Raw genomic sequence first — 18,284 nt, 5'->3', positions numbered from 1 at the left:
CTTCAATCCGGACTGCATCGTCATTGGCGGTGGAGTCAGCCGGGTCGGAGACGACTTGTTCAGCCCCGTGCGTCGTAAGACGGTCAGCCTCGTCATGGAGCCGTACCGCGACACCTTTCGAATCGTGCCCGCAAGCCTCGGCGACGATGTGGGCGTTGTCGGCGCCGCGACCCTTTGCTTTACAATGAGCGAAAACAATCAATAATCCTTCAAAAATCCGGTGGAGCATAAGCTTCATCGGATTTTTTAAGCACTGCTATATATCGCGCACAGGTAGTTCCGGTTTTTAGGTGTTTAAGCAAAATATTGGACTATTATACTCTCAAAGATCATTCATGCCGTATGTAGTATCTGGATTCCGCAGCTAGTTCGTTTCTTGGGGCGAATGACGCCTTGAAAAAAGAGGCACCTTTTCATTAGTTTCGCTGGTGCCCCGGCAGATACGATGGATGTCTAAATGGATTTCATCCAGTTAGTTTGCTACTTTAAGGGCGATGGACGGAAACTAACTGGAAAAACTGCAGCTAGTTTGGGCTAAATTGGCGGTTTGAACAAAAAACCTCTATTTTAAATGGAGTTTTTCCAGTTAGCTCAGCCGCTATTTGCAATCTGCATAAAACTACCTACATAAAATACAGTTAGATGCGCCATTCCGCACCGGCAGATATGAGAGTAGACGGATTCTCAAGTTAGATGCACCATACCGCTTGCACGGCACGGGCAAAAAATGAAAATAGCCGGATTCTCAAGTTAGACGCGCCATTCCGTTTGCACGGCATCGGTAGAATATGAAAATAGATGGATTTTCAAGGTAGATCGTCGATAAGTTCCAGCGGCGAGACCGAAAAAAGAACCCCAACGAGAGGTCTCGTCAGGGTTCATTGGAGATTCATTAAGGAATGACTTCGAACTGTTTCTTTGGCATGGAATGCATGCTCCGGGCGGTGACGTGCGAAACGATATAATAGGTGCCTGTTTGATCGAACGTCTTTTCAATAGAATAGACTCCGCCCTTCTGATTGGTACCTTTAATCATCTCATGCTCGTCTTCTCCGGCAAGCCAAATTTCAAACAAAACTTCCCAGGCGTCATCGACATCCTGGCCGTTCTGGGTAACCCTGGCGGACAGGGTTACTTGTTCCCCGGCTTTGATCTGTGCCGGTGGAGCGAGCTCTACTTCAATAGGCTGCAAGGAGTCGGCATCATTATTCTGAACCGTTGCGCAGCCGGCGGACAATAACGTTAATAGCACGGCGATGAGGACAACAGGACTTCGCTTCATTTGCCGGATTTCTCCTTTGCTAGAATGGCCTTCGCATCCTTGATGATCTGCTCAAACGGTGTGTTGTAGGCCCCTTCGTATCTGCTGACGATGACACCGGACGGGTTGACCAAATAAAAGGCCGTTCCATGTATCACTTGATCCGAACCAGGATCGTTCTGAACGGTGGAGCGGAACGTACCTTCCGAAAACTTCTTGATTTCCTCTTGGGTATATCCCGTCAGGAAATGCCAGTTGGTGAAGTCCGCCTCGTAATTTTGGCCGTAGGCCTTCAACACCTCCGGTGTATCCCGGTCCGGATCGACCGAGAAGGACACGATCTCCGCGTCCACTCCGGCTTCGCGGAATTTCTGCTGAAGGATGGCCAGGTTGGAGGTCATTGGCAGACAGACAGTAACGCAGTTAGTGAATACGAAATCGGCTATCCAAACCTTGCCCTTCAGATCGGCAAGGCCGAAGTTCTGTCCCTCCTGATTTATGAAGGTGAAGTCCTCCACGGGCCAGTTCAGTTTGGAATTGTCGGGCGGCTTGCCGCAGCCTGCAATGAGCAGGGTGAACGATGCAAGCAGAATAGCGAGGATACGGCGCTTCACGATAGGGACCCCCTTGTTGTCGCATTGGATTACATTGTTGCAGCTTTTAGACGGACAGCTTACTTCTTGTCGGCGAGCCAAACCGCCAGCGATTCGATTTCGTCTTCCTTCAGCCGGTTTTTAAATCCGGGCATTCTCCCTTGGCCGTCCTCGATAATTTGGACGATGTTTTCCTTGCTGTGCTTGGAGCCGATTTTGCTCAGAGCGGGCCCCATGTTTCCTTCAAGCTGTGCTCCATGACAGGAGAGACAGTTGCTTTTGTAAACCGCATTCTGTTCAACCTCTTCCTTGGAGACGGAAGAGCCGGAGGCCTCCTGCCCGTTGGTTCCGGCCTTGCTCCCGCAGCCTGCCAGAGCCATAGCGATGACGATAACGCCTGTCCATTTTACCCATTTCATATTCCATTCCTCCCAGTTTTCCTGTGCTTTTAAAAATAAACACCATCAGCGGGGCTCCGGAGACATCCCTTCACGGCCCCATTGCTCTTGCTCCTCGTCTTCCATCGCCCGTTCGGCACGGTACCATCTGTAGAAGTTGAACGCCAGCACCCATCCGTAAATTATCTCCTGGACTACTTTCATGATGACCCCTCCCGATTGCTGATCCTCTCGGACCGACATTGGCAGCAGATTAAGCGTCTGCGGGGAGTCGAAGCTGACGTATCCGAACGGAAGACAGAGCAAGTCCGCTCCTTCCGTATACAACCGGTACAGCGGCACATCGGCAAAAATGATTAGAGCGCAGGCCGGAGTAATCAGCACTCCGTTGGCGAACATATAGCCCATTTTTTGCAAGCCGCTTAGGCGATCCATACTTTCAATCGGGCATACAACGGGCCACCACATCATAAAGGCGGTAACCTCCAGCAGCAGATGGACGGCGGTGTGCAGCGTAAAGTTGGACATCACCGGATCGAAAATAAAGGGCATATGGTAAAGAGAGAACAAGAAGTTAAAGGTCAGAATCGCAAACAGCGGCTGCGTCAAGACGGAAACGGTTTTCTTCACCGGGCGTGGCTTAAGCAGCCTTTCGAACCAGGACACCGGAAGGCTGAGCAGAAGCAGCGGAGGCATCGCCAGAAACAGTATGGCCATCTGCAGCATATGCGCCCCGAACAAAAAGTGCCCCAGCACATTGAGTGGCCCGCCCCAACCGAGGTAGAAGCAAATCATTCCGAGAATAAACAAAATTTTGCGGCGGCCTGTGACAAGAGGAGGCTGTCCGGGTTTACGCCGGGTCGCATACAAATAAGCAGCGGTTAGCACGACGATAATCGCAATGAGCTCCGGACTGAAGAACGCCCGCAGGCCGTACAAGTCCAGCAGGAGAGTAAAAGACATTTTCCATCACCGTCCTTAAATGGAAACTTTAATCCTTCCCCTACTATAAGGAATGCACGGTTAAACGGGTATGACTCGAGGGGGCTATACCGGTGAACACTTTGTGAGAAAGTTATGACGAAATAGTGGCGGAGTTGGAGACGAATATCTTAATCCTGGCAAGATTCAATGAGGGGAAGCAGATGTAAAGTGATTTACGGCTGCAGGAATTTCACGTCCATGGAAAAAAGAAACAGCGGAGTATAAGAGAACTGAGTGTTTGAACTGATACTAGCAGAGGGGAATATAACAGTGGAACAGGAATTATATAAAAAAATATATGGTGTTAAAGAGCTTTATGTTATCCTTTATAAAGGCTTAAGAACACCGCAACACGCGGCGGGCCGGCCTTCGGCTGTTCCTTGGTCGCAGAGGCATTTCGGAGATGTGGAATCAGGCGACAATCCTGCACCGACTAACTGCGCCCAGCGCATCCGTACCCTTCGGGTCCTTAAGTCAGTGAGGGTTCGTGAATGACTGAACGTTATAAGAAATCAGCGCAAAAAACGGAAAATTAAAAGGAAATCCTTTTTAGTAGTTTAATCAATGACAGGTATCTTTGAGAGGAGGGTATATGTGGTTAAAGTCGAGTCATTTCTGAGGTCGATTCGGCGGCATTATCCGGATGTTCCACTTTCTCCAGTAAAAGAGATAGGTTCCGGACAAAATAATGTTATTTTGCAAGTCGGATCGGACATTATTTTCAGGTTTCCTAGGTATGCAGCGGGGATCGAGCAACTGAAACTTGAAGTCCAATTGTTAAGCATTATCTCCAAATATGTTTCATTAAAAGTTCCATATCCTACTTACCGAGTCTTAGATACAAATAAAGAGACTCATGCTTTTATGGGGTATATTCGAATTGAAGGTGAACCGCTTGACGCTGATGGGCTGAATCAGATCGAGAATTACGCAGATAAGCAGCGAATCGCTGATCAACTTAGCGACTTTTTAATGGAGTTGCACCAAATTGATCTTGGTCACTTTTCCAACTGCTTAGCTGTAAATAAATACGACCCTTTTCAGGAATGGAGAGATCTGTACGACCACATTAAAAAAAACTGTATCCTTTCATGACGGAAGAGGCTTGTCGTCGGACGGATCGGCATTTCACGGATTTTTTTGCGTGTGAAAAGAGTGCCGCAATAATTCCATCTATTATTCATGGTGACTTCGGTACCTCGAACATTTTGTACGACAAATCGAGCCATAGGATAACCGGCATTATTGACTTTGGTTCAGCTCATGTCGGTGATCCAGCCATAGATTACGCCGCACTTCTCGCGTCATACGGAGTGGATTTCTTTCAACTGATAGAAAAACGCCTTCCTGAGGTTAAGAGTATGATCGAACGGGTGCTTTTTTATAAAGGGACTTTCGCTCTTCAGGAAGCGTTGTTTGGATTGGAACATGACGACCCTATTGCATTCACAAATGGAATTACAGCAATAAATACATTTGATTAGCGGAGAGGTTAATTGTGCAAGTATTTCAAAGAAAGCGATGACATCTTATAACTCCGTATTATGCGAACCATATTTCGACCCGTCATCGCGGCCGAGCAGGCGAAGCTGATCGGATCGCTTCAGTACCTGCTGGTTGTCGGCGACGATGCGACCACAGTCTCTGTGTTGCGGGAGCTTGCGCCGACTTACAACCGTCTGCGAGAGGCGCTGATCAATCAGCTGTGACCGCAATGAGCTTTAAGTTGATGACGGGAGGCTTGCATAGATTTCTCCATTTTTATGCAGAATAATTAAAACTAATCATACGCCCAGGGAGGTCATGCCGGCTTGAAAGCAAGAGATCATGGTCAGGAACGGGAGCGGGAGGAAGGTAAACATCGGGATGAGCTGTTCAGGCGGGATATGGAGGTAGACTCCGATGTTAACGAAGACCGCAATCGGGAAAATCTGTTGGACGCCTCTTTCGAGGCATGGTACGAGAATATAGAGTACTGGGTGAAGCAGAAAGATGAAATGACCCGGGTGCCGGAGGAGAACGTCTTCGAGGCTGCCGAGGACATGGACGCTGAAGAAGAGCAGGATTGAATGGAGTCAGGGCGAAAAAGCGGCGATCAAATCGGGACTGCCCCGGAAGGTCTTGAAAAGACCGGAAGGGGCGGTCCTTTTTTGCATTGCCAAATCCTCCGATAAGAGTTTTGCTCTTTTCAACATTCGACATTATGTCTCCGAGGTTTATGCTAGAATCTATTGAAAACGCATACAATCTATTCCGGGAGGAGATTGGATTGTCCCGTATTAAAGCTTTGATGCCCAGTTCGCTGAAAAACCGCTTATTCTTATCTTTTGTCCTTTTTATTGTTCTGCCGTTCTTTCTGGTGCAAATCCGCAGCTACGATCAAATGGAGTCTCTGTATGAAGAACGGATCGGCGAGCAGAGCCAGTATCAGTTGGACCAGATGGTATCCTATTTCGAGCAAATAAAGACGAGAATTCTGATGACTTCTCTTCAATTGGAGAAGGAACTGCAGATATTGCTCGCCCAATCGGAGGAGGGCCGGGTGGAGAAGGAGCAGACCCAGCAGCTGCTTAAGGAGGTCAAGGCCAATCTGTTTGCAGACGGCGCATTCGTAAACTATACGTTGACCGGATTGGACGGCGTTTCATATACCTCCATTGACAATGGCATGGGTGTCGAGGATGAAGCTTGGGCCGCCGGTGCAATCGGCTGGCTCCGGCAACAAGACCGTCCGTCGATGCAATGGCTTCTCCTCTCCAAGGATTCGAGGCCGAACGGGCAGGCCAACACGGACCTGCTTACGCTCTTTAGTGTCGTTCAAGACCGGAACCGTCTCCCGCTGGGTGTTCTCCGCATCAGCTTCGATTACCGGAAATGGCTGCAGGACCAGACCGGCCGTTTTCTCATCCAGCAGGACTATTTTCTACTTAATGAACATGGAGGTGTGCTGTTTCAGACCCGACCCGATGCGAGCATGCCGACAGGTCTGCAGAAGTGGGTGCGGCAGCAGCATGCCACCGGGGAAAGGGAGCCTTTGGTCGATCGGCAAACTTCCTCTATTCTAACCTCCAGCGGCATCGAGTCCTTGAACTGGACGCTGGTGGCCCAATTCCCGCTGCAGGTGTTCTTCGGCGATATCGGGGCTGTGCAGCGTCAAGCTTATGTTACCTTCGGTTTATTTACGTTAGTTTTCGTCGTGATGACTTTCTTCATTTCCTCAACCGTTACCCGCCCTTTACGACTCCTTCGCAACAAAATGTCCGATCTGACCCGCAGCCAGTTTCGCGTCCATCTGCCTACGGATAAATATCGGGGGGAAATGATGGAGATGGCGGAATCGTTCAACCAGATGGTCCGGGACCTGAACCGTTCCGTAGAGCGGCTGAAGATCGAGGAGAGACGGCGCGAGGCGGTTCATTTCCAGATTTTGATGCAGCAGATGAATCCCCATTTCCTATTAAACACCTTGAATACGATCAAGTGGAATGCTTATGCCCGGGGGGACGGGACGACGGGAGAGATCTGCATCGCCCTGGGGCGCCTGCTGGAAACGAGCTTGAACACGGAGGAGGAGCTTATTTATTTGCAGCGGGAGATGGAGCTTATTGAAGCCTATATCAAAATCCAGCGTTTCCGTTACGAACAATCCTTTGTCATCCGCTATGAGTACGAAGAGGGGCTGCGCTATGCCCTGGTGCCGAAGTTTTCTCTTCAGCCGCTGGTGGAGAACGCGATCCGCCACGGCTTTGCCCGTATGAAGGAAGGCGGAGTCATCGTCATTCGGGCATGGCGGGAGGAAGGGAGCCTGCTTGTCCATGTGGATGATAATGGAGCCGGATTACAGGCATCGGCCGCTGAGAAGGAGATGTCCAGGCGGCCGTCCATCGGTTTGAACAATATTAGAGAAAGGCTTCATCTGTTATTCAAAGGGGAAGCCGGATTGGAGCTGGCGTCCTTAGAGAAGGGGACACGGGCGGCGCTGCGCGTTCCGTTCCTGAATTCCACCCCGTATGAAGCGGACAAAGGAGGGATTGAGCGTGTGGAAGGCTTTACTGGTTGAAGACGAGCCTTATGTTCGCCGCCATGTTATTCAATTGGTCGATTGGGCCGGAAGCGGCTTTGAGCTGGTTGGGGAAGCCGGTAACGGGGAAGAGGCTTTGGAGATGATGAAAGTTCATCGGCCGGATTTGGTTATCACGGATATCCTCATGCCGAACATGGATGGCCTGGAATTGCTGCAGCGGGCCAGGGAAACCGGTTTTGAGTCCATGTTCATCATGCTCACATGCATGAGCGAGTTCGAATATGCCCGCAGGGCGTTGGAACTGGGGGCATCCGGATACGTGCTGAAATTATCGATGGGCCCCGATTCCTTGAACGAAATGATCGGTAAAGCCCATAGAGAGCTGCTTAAGCGGTATAAGGAAAAGACAGAGGCGGCCTATTACCGCCGTTATGCGTCGGTGTGGGAATCGTTCGCCGGCCGATCTCCGGAGCCCGGTTACCTCCGGGCCAAGGGAATGATCATGGAGCCGCAGGAACGCTTCTCGGAGGTCTGGATCGGGTGCGCTCTAAGCGGCCCGGTTCCGGTGGAAGAACAAACTTGGTTGAGAAGGGCGGCTTCCAGGTTTCCGGCCGGCAGCTTGACCCATCATTTTCAGGCATCCGGCTACACCACTCTATTTTGCTGGAGCCCGGTTTCCATTCAGCACGAGCCGATCCTTGACTATTCCCCTTCCATTCCGGTTGCGTTCGCCACGGGGAAGGCTTCGGAGTCCTGGATATCTCTCTGGTCCTCTGTAGTGAAAAAACTCGATGAAGCCTGGTATGAATGCCCAGCGGAGGAGGAAGCCGGCCCTTCGGGCATAAGCGGCGATGGGGACAAAATGGAGGAGAACAGCCTGTGGACCCGGGAGCTGGAGCTGCTGCAAAGTGCGGAGCAAGGAAGGAAGCAAACCGGCTTGCTGCTCCGCGAGCTGATGGAGGAGATGAGGCAAAGTGCCTGGCCTGCTCTCATGGTGAAGGAATGCGCGCTGCGCTGGGTCCGCTTCATGAAGCCGCTGATTCCGGAAGCGGCACAGGCCGCCAAGCAATCCATCCGGGAAGCGACCAAACATGCTATGCTGCTGCAGAAGCTGGAGCCGTTATTCGCGGCGTATGTGCAGCGGCGCCTTATCCGGGACCTCCCGGTAACGGATCATCCGGAGGTCAACATCCTGCTGCGCCATATCCACAGCCGCTACAATGAAAATTTGACGTTAAAATCGGCCGCCACCCTTGTTTGTATGGATGAAACCTATTTAAGCGGATTGTTTCGCAAGAAAACGGGGACCCCGTTTATTCAATATGTGCAAAAAGTCCGGGTCGAGCGGGCCAAGCATTATCTTTCCCATACGGATCTTCCTGTACTGGAAATTGGCCATCGCGTTGGCTTTATGAACACCAATTATTTTTTTCGGATATTCAAGAAACTGACGGGCATGACCCCGATGGATTTCCGCCGCGAAGCTTCTGAGCCCTCTTTGGGAAGGGAGAGTGGTTCCGTTGAAATGTAAAGGCTTACAAAAAACCAAATATGTGCAGTCGAACCGTTAAAATCGTTCATTATCCGCTAACAGGGCCGCGTGATATGCTGAATCCAGATTAGCAAAGGAAGGAGGAAGATGGGGTGAAGGCTCGTATGGTGCCTGTTGGCTCGGCCCGAATGCCGCCCGCCGCGCGGCTCGCTAATTATATCAAGCTGCTCTGGAAATTCAAGGCGCTGTATATCATGCTGCTGCCCGGCATGCTGTACTACCTGGTTTATAAGTACGTTCCTATGTACGGGGTCATCATCGCCTTCAAAGATTTTAACATTCTCGAAGGCATCGTGAGCAGTCCTTGGGCGGATCCGTGGTACAAACATTTCCTGCAGTTTTACGAATCGCCGTATTTTGCCGAACTGCTCCGCAACACCTTCCTGATCAGCATCTACAAGCTCTTGTTCGGCATGGTTCCGCCCATTCTTCTCGCACTTGTGCTGAATGAATGCAGGGTGTATTGGTTTAAATCGCTGGTCCAGACACTGAGCTACATGCCGCATTTTTTGTCCTGGATCATTATTTACGGCATCGCTATTATTTTGCTGTCGGAGGATACAGGCATTCTGAATCGATGGCTGGTGGAATCGGGAGGGAGAGCGATCCCTTTTCTGACCTCGACCGAATGGTTCCGAAGCGTGCTGGTCGGCAGTGAAATTTGGCAAAACCTCGGCTGGGGCGCCATCATCTATTTGGCCGCCATCGCGGGCATTGACCCGACGCTGTATGAGGCGGCAAGGGTGGATGGGGCAAGCCGCTTGAGAATGATCTGGCACATCACACTCCCCGGAATCCGGCATGTAATCATTCTGCTGCTCATACTCAGACTCGGACATATTCTGGATGCCGGCTTCGAGCAAATCTATATTTTCTATAACATTCATGTCTACTCTGTGGCGGACATTCTGGATACTTGGGTGTTCCGCACGGGGCTGGAGCAGCTTAATTTCAGCCTGGCTTCGGCCGTCGGACTGTTCAAGGCGGCGATCGGATTCTTTCTGGTTCTGGCCTCGAATGCATTGGCCAAGAGATGGGGGCAAGGAATATGGTAAGAGGATGGGGAGACAAACTGTTCAATACGGTCGTCTATATCGTGCTGACCCTGGTCGGCCTGTCGGCGGTTCTGCCGATTCTGTACGTGGCCGCAGTCTCCGTGACTCCGTATGCGGAAGTATTGAAGAACGGCGGTTATGTCTTGGTCCCGACGGAGCTGACCCTGGCGGCATACCGCAAAATATTCGGCACATCGGATATTCTCCGATCCTTCCAAATCACCTTGTTCGTTACCACCGTCGGAACGGCCATCAATTTGCTGCTGACCATGCTGACCGCCTACCCGTTGAGCCGCAGAGCACTTCCGCACCGCAATCTGTTTCTATTTCTCGTCGTCTTCACGATGCTGTTCAGCGGCGGAATTATTCCCACTTATCTGGTTGTCAAAAGCACCGGACTGCTGGACACGGTATGGGCCCTGATTATCCCTTCGGCCATCAGCAGCTTCAATGTTCTCATTATGAAAAGCTTCTTCGAGCAGCTTCCGGAGGAAATTTTCGAATCGGCACGTATGGACGGAGCTTCGGAAGCACGTCTGCTGCTGCGCATTGTGGTTCCTCTGTCCACCCCTGCTCTGGTCACGATCGGGTTGTTCTACGGGGTTGCTCATTGGAATCAGTTTTTCGCCGCCATTATGTATATTACGGACCGCAGCCTGTTCCCGCTGCAGATCGTTGTCCGCGAATTGCTGATGCAAACGGTCGAGCAGATGGAGAGCCCCGAGAACATGGTTCCGACCGTGACCATGCAGATGGCCGCGGTAATGGTCGCCGTCGTTCCGGTTGTCGTCATTTATCCGTTTTTGCAGAAGCATTTTACTAAAGGCATGCTGCTTGGTTCCATCAAAGGGTAAATTCCAAATGAACGATAAAGGGGAGTTGGATAATGGTTGCCAAGAAACGTTATGCAGCGCTTGCCGCAAGCATGCTTCTCCTGACAGGTGCGGTATTGGGGTGCTCTGCGGGCAAGGAAAGCAATAACGCGGGTTCGTCACCGAGTGGAGCCCCCAAGAAGGAGGAGACGAGGACGGAAAACAAGGAGCCGGTGAAAATTACGGTTGCTATGGAAGGCTCCGGGAAGCCGGCTCCACAGGACGATTTCATTAAGAAAGCTCTCGACGAGAAGCTGAACATCGATTTGCAGATGACGATGATCCAGGGCTTCAACGATTATATGAACCAAATCAAGGTACGGACCGCAGCCGGGAATTATCCGGATATTATGCATCTCGATCTGGTTACCCTTAACGATTTTGCGCAGAAGGGCCTGCTGCTTGATCTGACTCCTTACCTCGATTCGAAGCTGCAGACGGCCAAGGACTTCATGGGCGAAAGCCTGCTGAAGAAAGGGATGGTAAACGGCAAATACTACGCCATTACGAGAATTGCCGATGTGGCGTTTACGTCCTTCTGGATCCGTCAGGACTGGCTGGATCACCTGAAGCTGGAGATGCCGACGAATCTCGAGGATCTGTATGAGGTCGCGAAGGCTTTTACAGAGAATGATCCCGACGGCAACGGCAAGAAGGATACGTACGGATTTACGGGAACGGAACTCGGTACCTTCGCCCCGATCTTCGGAGCCTTCGGAACAGCCGGTCCCGGAACGACCTTTCTGAAGGACGGGAAGGTGGTCAATTCCTTCTATGATCCGGGAATGGAGGAAGCTCTTGCCTATATCAAGCGTCTCATTTCCGAGAATTTGGTGGATCCGCAAATTATGACCAATAAAGGAACGATGGCGCGCGATCAGGCATTCCAGGGGAAAGCCGGCATCATCTGGTCCGGGTGGACGGATATGGGCAAGGTGGAATTCGTCGAGCAGTACAAAACCATTAATCCCAAGGCAGAATGGGTGCAGATGGGCCCGCCCGAAGGCCCTTACGGCCAATATGATACGGCATTCGACGCCGAGAAGCCGTCCCGCCTGTTCGCTCTGCCGAAGACACTCGAGAAGCAGCCTGACAAGCTGGAGAAAATTTTCGAGCTGCTGAACTATATTTCGAGCAAGGAAGGCAATCGTCTGGTCATGTATGGAATCGAAGGCCGCCACTATAATGTGGAGAATGGCAAAATCGTGCTGACGGAAGCGATGGCCAAAGAGGGCAACTACTTCCACTACTATCAAATGACCGGGCGTCCGAACGAAGAGTATTTGCCCACGAAGTTCCCGACGGAGGAGAAGTTCATCGAGTATGCGCTCAAGCTGCCGCGGCTGCAGAGCATCGACAGCAATCTGCTGCCTCCGGCAGGCTATAATGCGGCGGACGCCGACCGTTACGCCAAGGAAGAACTGGCCAAGTTTCTGTACAACAAGCGGCCGCTTGAAGAGTACCCCGATTTCATAAAAACGCTGGAGAGCTCATTCAAGTATAAGCTGTTTGTCGAGCAGGCGGAAAAGCGGGCCAAGGAGCTTGGGCTCGTTCAGTGAATTAGCTTCAATGGGAGGAGGGCTGGCCAGTTACGTATGCAGGAGCGGGATTTTGTCATTTGCCGGGCCTCGGAGCATCGGCAGATCGAAATTCCATAAATAATCCCCTGCGTCTGCTCGGGCTTCGCATCCGGCTGTCCGAGCTTTTATTCTACGACATTGGAAAGGAGCCAGGCGGGTGATGAAACAGCTTCATGCAGACGTTGTTATTATTGGAGGTGGAACGGGGGGATGCGCGGCTGCCTTGGCTTGTGCCAAGATGGGCAAAAAGGTGCTCATGACCGAGGAAACGGACTGGATCGGAGGTCAATTGACAAGTCAGGCGGTTCCCCCGGATGAGCATACGTGGATCGAGCAGTTCGGTTGCACCGCCAGCTATCGGCAATTCCGGAATCGGGTGCGCGATTACTACAGCCGCAATTTTCCGCTGACGGCAGCAGCCCGCTCCGCTCTTTATTTGAACCCGGGCAATGCCACGGGAAGCCGCCGGGTAGCCCATGAGCCCCGTACCGCCTTGGCTGTCCTGAATGACATGCTGGCTCCCTACATTCATAGCGGGACGCTAATCGTACTGACTCGTTATAAATGTGTCCGTGCGGAAACATCGGGCGACGAAGTTGCAGCGGTCCATGTCCGAAGCCTGGACACGGGGGATGAGGTCGTGCTGACCGCCCCGTATTTTCTGGATGCCACGGAAGAGGGGGATGTGCTCCCCTTGGCCGGAGTCGAGTATGTAACCGGCTCGGAATCCGTCAGCCAGACCGGCGAGCCGCATGCCTTGGAAGGAGAGGCCGATCCTCAGGATATGCAGGCCTTTACTTACTGCTTCCTGGTCGATCATCTCGAGGGGGAGGATTTCACCATTCCGAAACCGGCCCAGTATGATTTCTGGAGGGAGTACCAGGCGGATTTCTGGCCAGACAAACAGTTAAGCTGGATGGGACTTGTTCCGCATACGCTGGAGCCGGTCCGTTACAGCTTCTTCCCGGACGGCAAGTCGTTCTCGTTATGGCAATACCGGAGAGTCATTGACCGTTCCCTGTTTGCGGAAGGGACTTTTGCCAGCGATATGACGATCGTCAACTGGCCGCAGAACGATTATTGGCTCGGCTCCATCATCGATGTTCCGGAGGAGGAACGCATCAAGCATCTGGAGAACGCCAAGCAGTTGAGCTTGTCCCTGCTGTATTGGATGCAAACCGAGGCCCCGCGTCCGGACGGACGATACGGTTACCCGGGGCTGAGGCTTAGGAAGGATGCTGTCGGCACGGAGGACGGGTTGGCCAAGAGACCGTACATCCGCGAGGCAAGAAGAATTCGGGCCGAATTGACCATTCTGGAGCAGCATCTGAGTCCCGCATGCAGACCGGGATTAACGGCTGAAGATTACCCGGATTCGGTCGGCATCGGCTTCTACGGGATCGATCTGCATCCGAGCACGGGGCTGCGCACGTATATTGATATTCCGAGCCTGCCGTTTCAAATTCCTCTAGGCTCGCTCATTCCGGTCCGGGTCAACAATTTGCTGCCCGCATGCAAAAACATTGGCACGACCCATATTACAAACGGTTGCTATCGGCTGCATCCGGTCGAATGGAACATCGGCGAAGCGGCGGGTTATTTGGCCGCCTACTGTGTGGAGCACGGAGTCAAGCCGCGCGAAGTGCGCAATGATAAGCAGAAGCTGGAGGATTACCAGTCGATTCTGGTACAGGCCGGTGTGGAGCTGAAGTGGCCATCCATTCACGCGGTCTAGCGGGTAGAGCAAACAGACGCACGGAGGAAATTTGGGAACGGGGATAACTATCGCCGCTCCAACTGCCTTCGACTACTATCCCCTTCGCTCAGTTTGGCGGGGCAGAACCGCTGTGAGCCTTATGTTTGGCAAAGAGGAGAACGGAGCAAAGGGGTTCGAACGGAATAGCTATCTGCTTGTTACGGAAATCTATTACGTCATAAACGGAAAGGGTTCGCTTATGCCAAAGCTGTCATCAGGAATCAGATGGAGGCTCCTCAAATAGAATAGCTTAAGCCAAGCATCAAGCATCAAGCGTCGCTTCAGGAGGAGCCTTGCTCTAAGCGGATCCGCCTATTGGGGTGAGGGTTGAATCCTAAGGAACTATCGAACAAAGGAGTGGTAGGATTGTGACGGATTTTAGCGGATTGTATTATTATAGGGCAAAAAAGAACCCGGCCCCGCCCATTCATGTTAAAGCCGATGTCTGCATCTACGGCGGCAGCTCGGCTGGGGTGGCGGCAGCCGTACAGGCGGCCCGGATGGGAATGAAAACGGCCCTCGTCGAATTCGGACGGCATCTGGGAGGTCTGACATCCGGCGGACTTGGGCGGACCGATTTCGGGAATAAGGCTGTGATCGGAGGAATATCACGCGAGTTTTATCGGGAGATCGGCCGGCATTACGGGAGCTCCGAGCCCGACGGCTCGGGGTGGATGTTCGAGCCGTCCGCGGCGGAGCGGATTTATCTGGACTGGGTGGAGCGTTATGATATCCCCGTCTATTTTGAACAGCGACTGGATCGGGCAGAATTGCGTGACGGCCGGATTGTCCGGATAGTCATGGAGGACGGAAGCACCTTCGAAGCGGGAATGTTCATTGATGCCACTTATGAGGGAGATTTAATGGCCCGGGCGGGCGTGTCCTATACGGTCGGACGCGAGGCGAATTCGATCTACCGGGAGACGCTGAACGGCATTCATTTCGGCAGTCCGAATCATAACTTCAAGGCCTGGGTCGATCCGTACGTTGTTCCCGGCAAGCCGGACAGCGGGTTGATCGCCGGGGTCCAGGATCTGGAGCCGGGCAGGCAGGGTGACGGCGATTCGTGTGTACAGGCGTACAACTTCCGGATCTGTTTGACCAATGTGGCAAGCAACCGGATCCCGTTCCCCGAGCCGCCGGGATATGACCCTGACCGCTTCGAGCTCCTGCTTCGCTATATTAACGCCGGGGTCTGGGATGCGATGCGGTTGCATGTCATGATGCAGCGCGGGAAAACAGACCTGAATAATTTCGGGGGCGTTTCGACCGATCATATCGGAGGCAACTACGCCTGGCCGGATGCCGGCTATTCCGAGAGGGAGCACCTCTTCCAGGATCACGTTAATTATAATCTCGGGATGCTGTATTTTCTGGCGAATGACGAACGGGTGCCGGCTTGGATTCGCGGTGAAGTGCGGCAGTGGGGGCTGCCTGCGGACGAATTCCCCGGATCGGCGAACTGGCCCCATCAGCTCTATGTCCGGGAAGCGCGTCGGATGGTTTCGGACTTTGTCATGACCGAGCATCATTGCCGGCACTTGGCGGTCGCGGAGGACTCAGTCGGGCTGGCGGCTTATGGTATGGATTCGCATAATTGCCGGAGGATAGTAATAGACGGCCGCTGCATTAACGAAGGCAATGTGGAAATCGGCCCCCCTGGGCCTTACCCGATCTCCTACCGCTCGATCATTCCGAAGGGTGAACAGTGCCAGAACCTGCTGGTGCCGGTCTGCCTGTCATCTTCGCATATCGCTTACGGCTCCATCCGGATGGAGCCGGTATTCATGGTCCTCGGGCAGTCTGCGGCAACGGCCGCCGGAGTGGCTCTGGCGCGCAATCAAGCCGTGCAGGAAGTGGACTACACCATGCTTAGGGAGCATCTGCTTAGTGACGGACAGATACTGGAGTGGAAAGGTTGAGGCTCATAGGAGCGGCAAAGTCCATCGGGCTCTGATCCGAGGCGGATATGTTGTAGCAGAGACCGGTCCGATGCAAGAACGGTATAAGGAAATGAACGTGATTGCTTTGGAGCGGCAGGACCGGATTCGTTATAGGCGTGATTTGCTCTTACAGGAGAACAGAGCTTCGTATGGCCGTAGTTGCCTCCGGTGCAGAAAATTGAACTCAATATGGGTATGGTTTCCGGAAGCGACAAGACGGACAGCAATGGTCGATATGACCGATCCCATGCTCAAGGAGGAGCCATTCGATATGGATGAGATGTCCGCATGAGAATTCAAAAGGAAGAAGACGCACGGTACAAAGTCGATGTGTTCGTATACGGTGCAACCCCCGGAGGAATCGGAGCCGCCCTTGGCGCCGCACGAAGGGGCCGCCGGACACTGCTTGCGGAGCCGACCGGCCACTTCGGCGGGCTGATGACGAGCGGGCTGGGGCGCACAGATATTCTGTCGCTGGAGGCATCCGGCGCGGTTTTCCGTGAATTTGCCGGTAAGGTTTACCGGTATTACGCCGATACGTACGGAGAGGATTCGGAGCAGGCAAAGGCCTGCAATCAGGGGCTGTTCTTCGAGCCGTCGGTAGCGCATCGGGTGCTGACGGAGATGGTGGAACAGGAGCCGCTTCTGGAAATTATCATGCAGTGGGAATTGGAAGCCGTAGAATGGGAAGCTGAGGAACAGGCAGCCGCGGAAGCGGGTGTCGTGGAGTCTTGTTCGGCGGAATCTGATGCAGTGAAGCAGAAAGCCAAGGAGCCAAAGCCGGATATGGAGCCGGAAACACTGGAAGCGAATGAAGCGGAGCCGGGTACGATAAACAGGGCGGAACAGGCATCAACGGCAGCCTCTGCCGTAAAGCTGACGGGCGTTCTGTTGCGGCGGAGGGCGGATGAAGGCAGCGGCGGACATTTCGTTGCCGACATGGCCGAATCCCTGGATAGAACGGCAAGGAAGACCGTGCGGGCCGGCATGTTTATTGACGCTACCTATGAAGGGGATCTGGCCGCAATGGCGGGTGTGCCTTGGCATTCGGGGCGGGAGAGCCGCGACGAGTGGAACGAGGAATATGCAGGCAAGCTGTACATGGATTTTGCGGCCAGCAAGGAAGTGTTCCCCGGAAGCACGGGAGAAGGAGACGAACGGATCCAAGCGTACAACTTCCGTCTGTGTCTGACGCAGAGGCCGGAGATCCGGATTCCGTTCCGCAAACCGGAAAGCTACTGCCGGGAGGATTATGCGAGCTTGGCCGGGGACGTAGCCGTCGGACGGGTACGCTCCATCCGCGACGTCATGAACATGCTCCCGGTTCCGAACGGCAAGACCGACTGCAATAATCATCATTATTGCATGTGTTCGACCGACTTGCCGGAGGAAAATCAGGAGTATGCGGACGGGGATGCAGCAGTGCGTGCCGCTTTCGTCCAGCGCCAGCGGGATTATATTCAGGGGCTGCTATGGTTCCTGCAGAACGATGAAGCACTGCCGGCGGAGTTCCGGGAAGAAGCGTTGACCTGGGGGTATGCCGGAGACGAATTTGCGGAGCATGGGCATTTTCCGCCGCAAATCTATGTCCGCGAAGCGCGCCGGATAGAAGGGGAGTACACCTTCACCGAGAACGATGCCCGGGTCGCTCCCGGTTTGGAGCGGGCCCCGGTGCATCCGGAGAGCATTGCGATCGGCGATTATCCGATTGATTCCCATGCGACCCGCAAGCGGGAGGCCGCCGGACGGGATCGGGCGCTTGAGGGGTTCCTCGGACTCGGCTGGCTGACGAAGGTGTACCAGATCCCTTACGGAGTCATTGTGCCGAAGCGGGTGGACGGCCTGCTCGTTCCGGTAGCGGTCTCGGCTACACATATGGGGTTCGGCACGATCCGTATGGAGCCCTGCTGGATGCAGCTCGGATTCGCGGCGGGCGTGGCCGGCGATCTGTGCCTGGCCGAAGGGACGACTCCGCGCAAGCTCCCGGTCGATGCGCTACAGCTTGAGCTGTTGGCGGCCAACCAGCGGATCACCTATTTTGCCGATATTCCGTGGGGCCATCCGGCTCGGGCCGCCGCGGAATATTTCGGCACCAAGGGCTTATTCACCTCGTATGAAGCCCGATTGGACGATCCGCTGCAGGCCGCCGAAGCTTCGCGCTGGATAGCGGCGGCCCGACTGCTGCCGGGGGGCCGAGCGCTGCCGTCTCTGCCCGCCACCGACCGGCTGCTGCCCGCCGGCGCCGACATGGGCCCGCGGCTGCCGA

16 protein-coding genes are annotated in these 18,284 nt (G+C 53.5%); 12 read left to right on the top strand and 4 right to left on the bottom strand.

The window, feature by feature from the left end; translation table 11 throughout:
• Nucleotides 1–205: ROK family protein (locus tag ACFQ03_RS12115; RefSeq protein ID WP_379288361.1), on the top strand; the 205-nt coding region annotated here is incomplete at its 5' end.
• Between the two features lie 687 nt (nt 206–892).
• Here the strand turns inward: ACFQ03_RS12115 and ACFQ03_RS12110 are convergent.
• From ACFQ03_RS12110 to ctaG, 4 genes are read right to left on the bottom strand one after another with little or no spacing between them, the layout of a single operon-like run.
• Entirely contained in the window at nt 893–1,282 is a 390-nt protein-coding gene (locus ACFQ03_RS12110; RefSeq protein ID WP_379288359.1) for a FixH family protein, read from the bottom strand.
• Nucleotides 1,279–1,875, bottom strand: a complete 597-nt coding sequence (locus ACFQ03_RS12105) for an SCO family protein (RefSeq protein WP_379288357.1) — start codon at nt 1,873–1,875, stop codon at nt 1,279–1,281. The genes ACFQ03_RS12110 and ACFQ03_RS12105 overlap by 4 nt, the downstream gene beginning before the upstream one ends.
• 59 nt (nt 1,876–1,934) lie before the next feature.
• A complete protein-coding gene (locus ACFQ03_RS12100) occupies nt 1,935–2,273 on the bottom strand; it encodes a c-type cytochrome (RefSeq protein WP_144935335.1) in 339 nt (112 codons plus the stop codon).
• A gap of 45 nt (nt 2,274–2,318) precedes the next feature.
• Entirely contained in the window at nt 2,319–3,215 is an 897-nt protein-coding gene (ctaG, locus tag ACFQ03_RS12095) for a cytochrome c oxidase assembly factor CtaG (protein ID WP_144935338.1), read from the bottom strand.
• A 615-nt stretch (nt 3,216–3,830) separates the two neighbouring features.
• Between ctaG and ACFQ03_RS12090 the strand changes: the two genes are divergently transcribed.
• From ACFQ03_RS12090 to ACFQ03_RS12040, 11 genes are all read left to right on the top strand, one after another.
• Complete coding sequence (locus tag ACFQ03_RS12090; RefSeq protein WP_379288354.1) at nt 3,831–4,331, top strand: phosphotransferase family protein; 501 nt, start codon at nt 3,831–3,833, stop codon at nt 4,329–4,331.
• Complete coding sequence (locus tag ACFQ03_RS12085) at nt 4,328–4,720, top strand: phosphotransferase family protein (protein ID WP_144935344.1); 393 nt, start codon at nt 4,328–4,330, stop codon at nt 4,718–4,720. Before ACFQ03_RS12090 ends, ACFQ03_RS12085 begins: the two co-directional genes overlap by 4 nt.
• Nucleotides 4,721–5,047: 327 nt before the next feature.
• Complete coding sequence (locus ACFQ03_RS12080) at nt 5,048–5,305, top strand: hypothetical protein (protein ID WP_379288351.1); 258 nt, start codon at nt 5,048–5,050, stop codon at nt 5,303–5,305.
• A 200-nt stretch (nt 5,306–5,505) separates the two neighbouring features.
• Nucleotides 5,506–7,296, top strand: a complete 1,791-nt coding sequence (locus tag ACFQ03_RS12075) for a sensor histidine kinase (protein ID WP_379288349.1) — start codon at nt 5,506–5,508, stop codon at nt 7,294–7,296.
• The gene (locus ACFQ03_RS12070; RefSeq protein ID WP_186328169.1) at nt 7,274–8,791 is read left to right on the top strand and encodes a response regulator transcription factor; all 1,518 of its coding nucleotides are present in this window, start codon (nt 7,274–7,276) and stop codon (nt 8,789–8,791) included. Before ACFQ03_RS12075 ends, ACFQ03_RS12070 begins: the two co-directional genes overlap by 23 nt.
• A 149-nt stretch (nt 8,792–8,940) precedes the next feature.
• Entirely contained in the window at nt 8,941–9,867 is a 927-nt protein-coding gene (locus tag ACFQ03_RS12065) for an ABC transporter permease (protein ID WP_260981960.1), read from the top strand.
• The gene (locus tag ACFQ03_RS12060; protein ID WP_379288347.1) at nt 9,861–10,721 is read left to right on the top strand and encodes a carbohydrate ABC transporter permease; all 861 of its coding nucleotides are present in this window, start codon (nt 9,861–9,863) and stop codon (nt 10,719–10,721) included. Before ACFQ03_RS12065 ends, ACFQ03_RS12060 begins: the two co-directional genes overlap by 7 nt.
• A gap of 32 nt (nt 10,722–10,753) precedes the next feature.
• Entirely contained in the window at nt 10,754–12,298 is a 1,545-nt protein-coding gene (locus ACFQ03_RS12055; RefSeq protein WP_379288345.1) for an extracellular solute-binding protein, read from the top strand.
• Nucleotides 12,299–12,479: 181 nt separating this feature from the next.
• Complete coding sequence (locus ACFQ03_RS12050; protein WP_379288687.1) at nt 12,480–14,054, top strand: FAD-dependent oxidoreductase; 1,575 nt, start codon at nt 12,480–12,482, stop codon at nt 14,052–14,054.
• 389 nt (nt 14,055–14,443) lie between these two features.
• Nucleotides 14,444–15,997 (top strand): FAD-dependent oxidoreductase, encoded by a 1,554-nt coding sequence (locus ACFQ03_RS12045; RefSeq protein ID WP_379288343.1) that lies wholly within the window; start codon nt 14,444–14,446, stop codon nt 15,995–15,997.
• A 309-nt stretch (nt 15,998–16,306) separates the two neighbouring features.
• Nucleotides 16,307–18,284: FAD-dependent oxidoreductase (locus tag ACFQ03_RS12040; RefSeq protein ID WP_379288341.1), on the top strand; the 1,978-nt coding region annotated here is incomplete at its 3' end.

Source organism: Paenibacillus residui, assembly GCF_042677205.1.
GTDB classification, from domain to species: Bacteria; Bacillota; Bacilli; order Paenibacillales; family NBRC-103111; genus Paenibacillus_L; species Paenibacillus_L residui.
Note: the sequence above shows the minus strand (reverse complement) of the source record. Positions and strands in the feature narration are given on the sequence as shown.

Coding starts and splice junctions, on each gene's coding strand:
- ACFQ03_RS12110 (WP_379288359.1), bottom strand. CDS start 1,282: ATGAAGCGAAGTCCTGTTGTCCTCATCGCCGTGCTATTAACGTTATTG.
- ACFQ03_RS12100 (WP_144935335.1), bottom strand. CDS start 2,273: ATGAAATGGGTAAAATGGACAGGCGTTATCGTCATCGCTATGGCTCTG.
- ctaG (WP_144935338.1), bottom strand. CDS start 3,215: ATGTCTTTTACTCTCCTGCTGGACTTGTACGGCCTGCGGGCGTTCTTC.
- ACFQ03_RS12085 (WP_144935344.1), top strand. CDS start 4,328: ATGACGGAAGAGGCTTGTCGTCGGACGGATCGGCATTTCACGGATTTT.
- ACFQ03_RS12065 (WP_260981960.1), top strand. CDS start 8,941: ATGCCGCCCGCCGCGCGGCTCGCTAATTATATCAAGCTGCTCTGGAAA.
- ACFQ03_RS12060 (WP_379288347.1), top strand. CDS start 9,861: ATGGTAAGAGGATGGGGAGACAAACTGTTCAATACGGTCGTCTATATC.
- ACFQ03_RS12055 (WP_379288345.1), top strand. CDS start 10,754: ATGGTTGCCAAGAAACGTTATGCAGCGCTTGCCGCAAGCATGCTTCTC.
- ACFQ03_RS12050 (WP_379288687.1), top strand. CDS start 12,480: ATGAAACAGCTTCATGCAGACGTTGTTATTATTGGAGGTGGAACGGGG.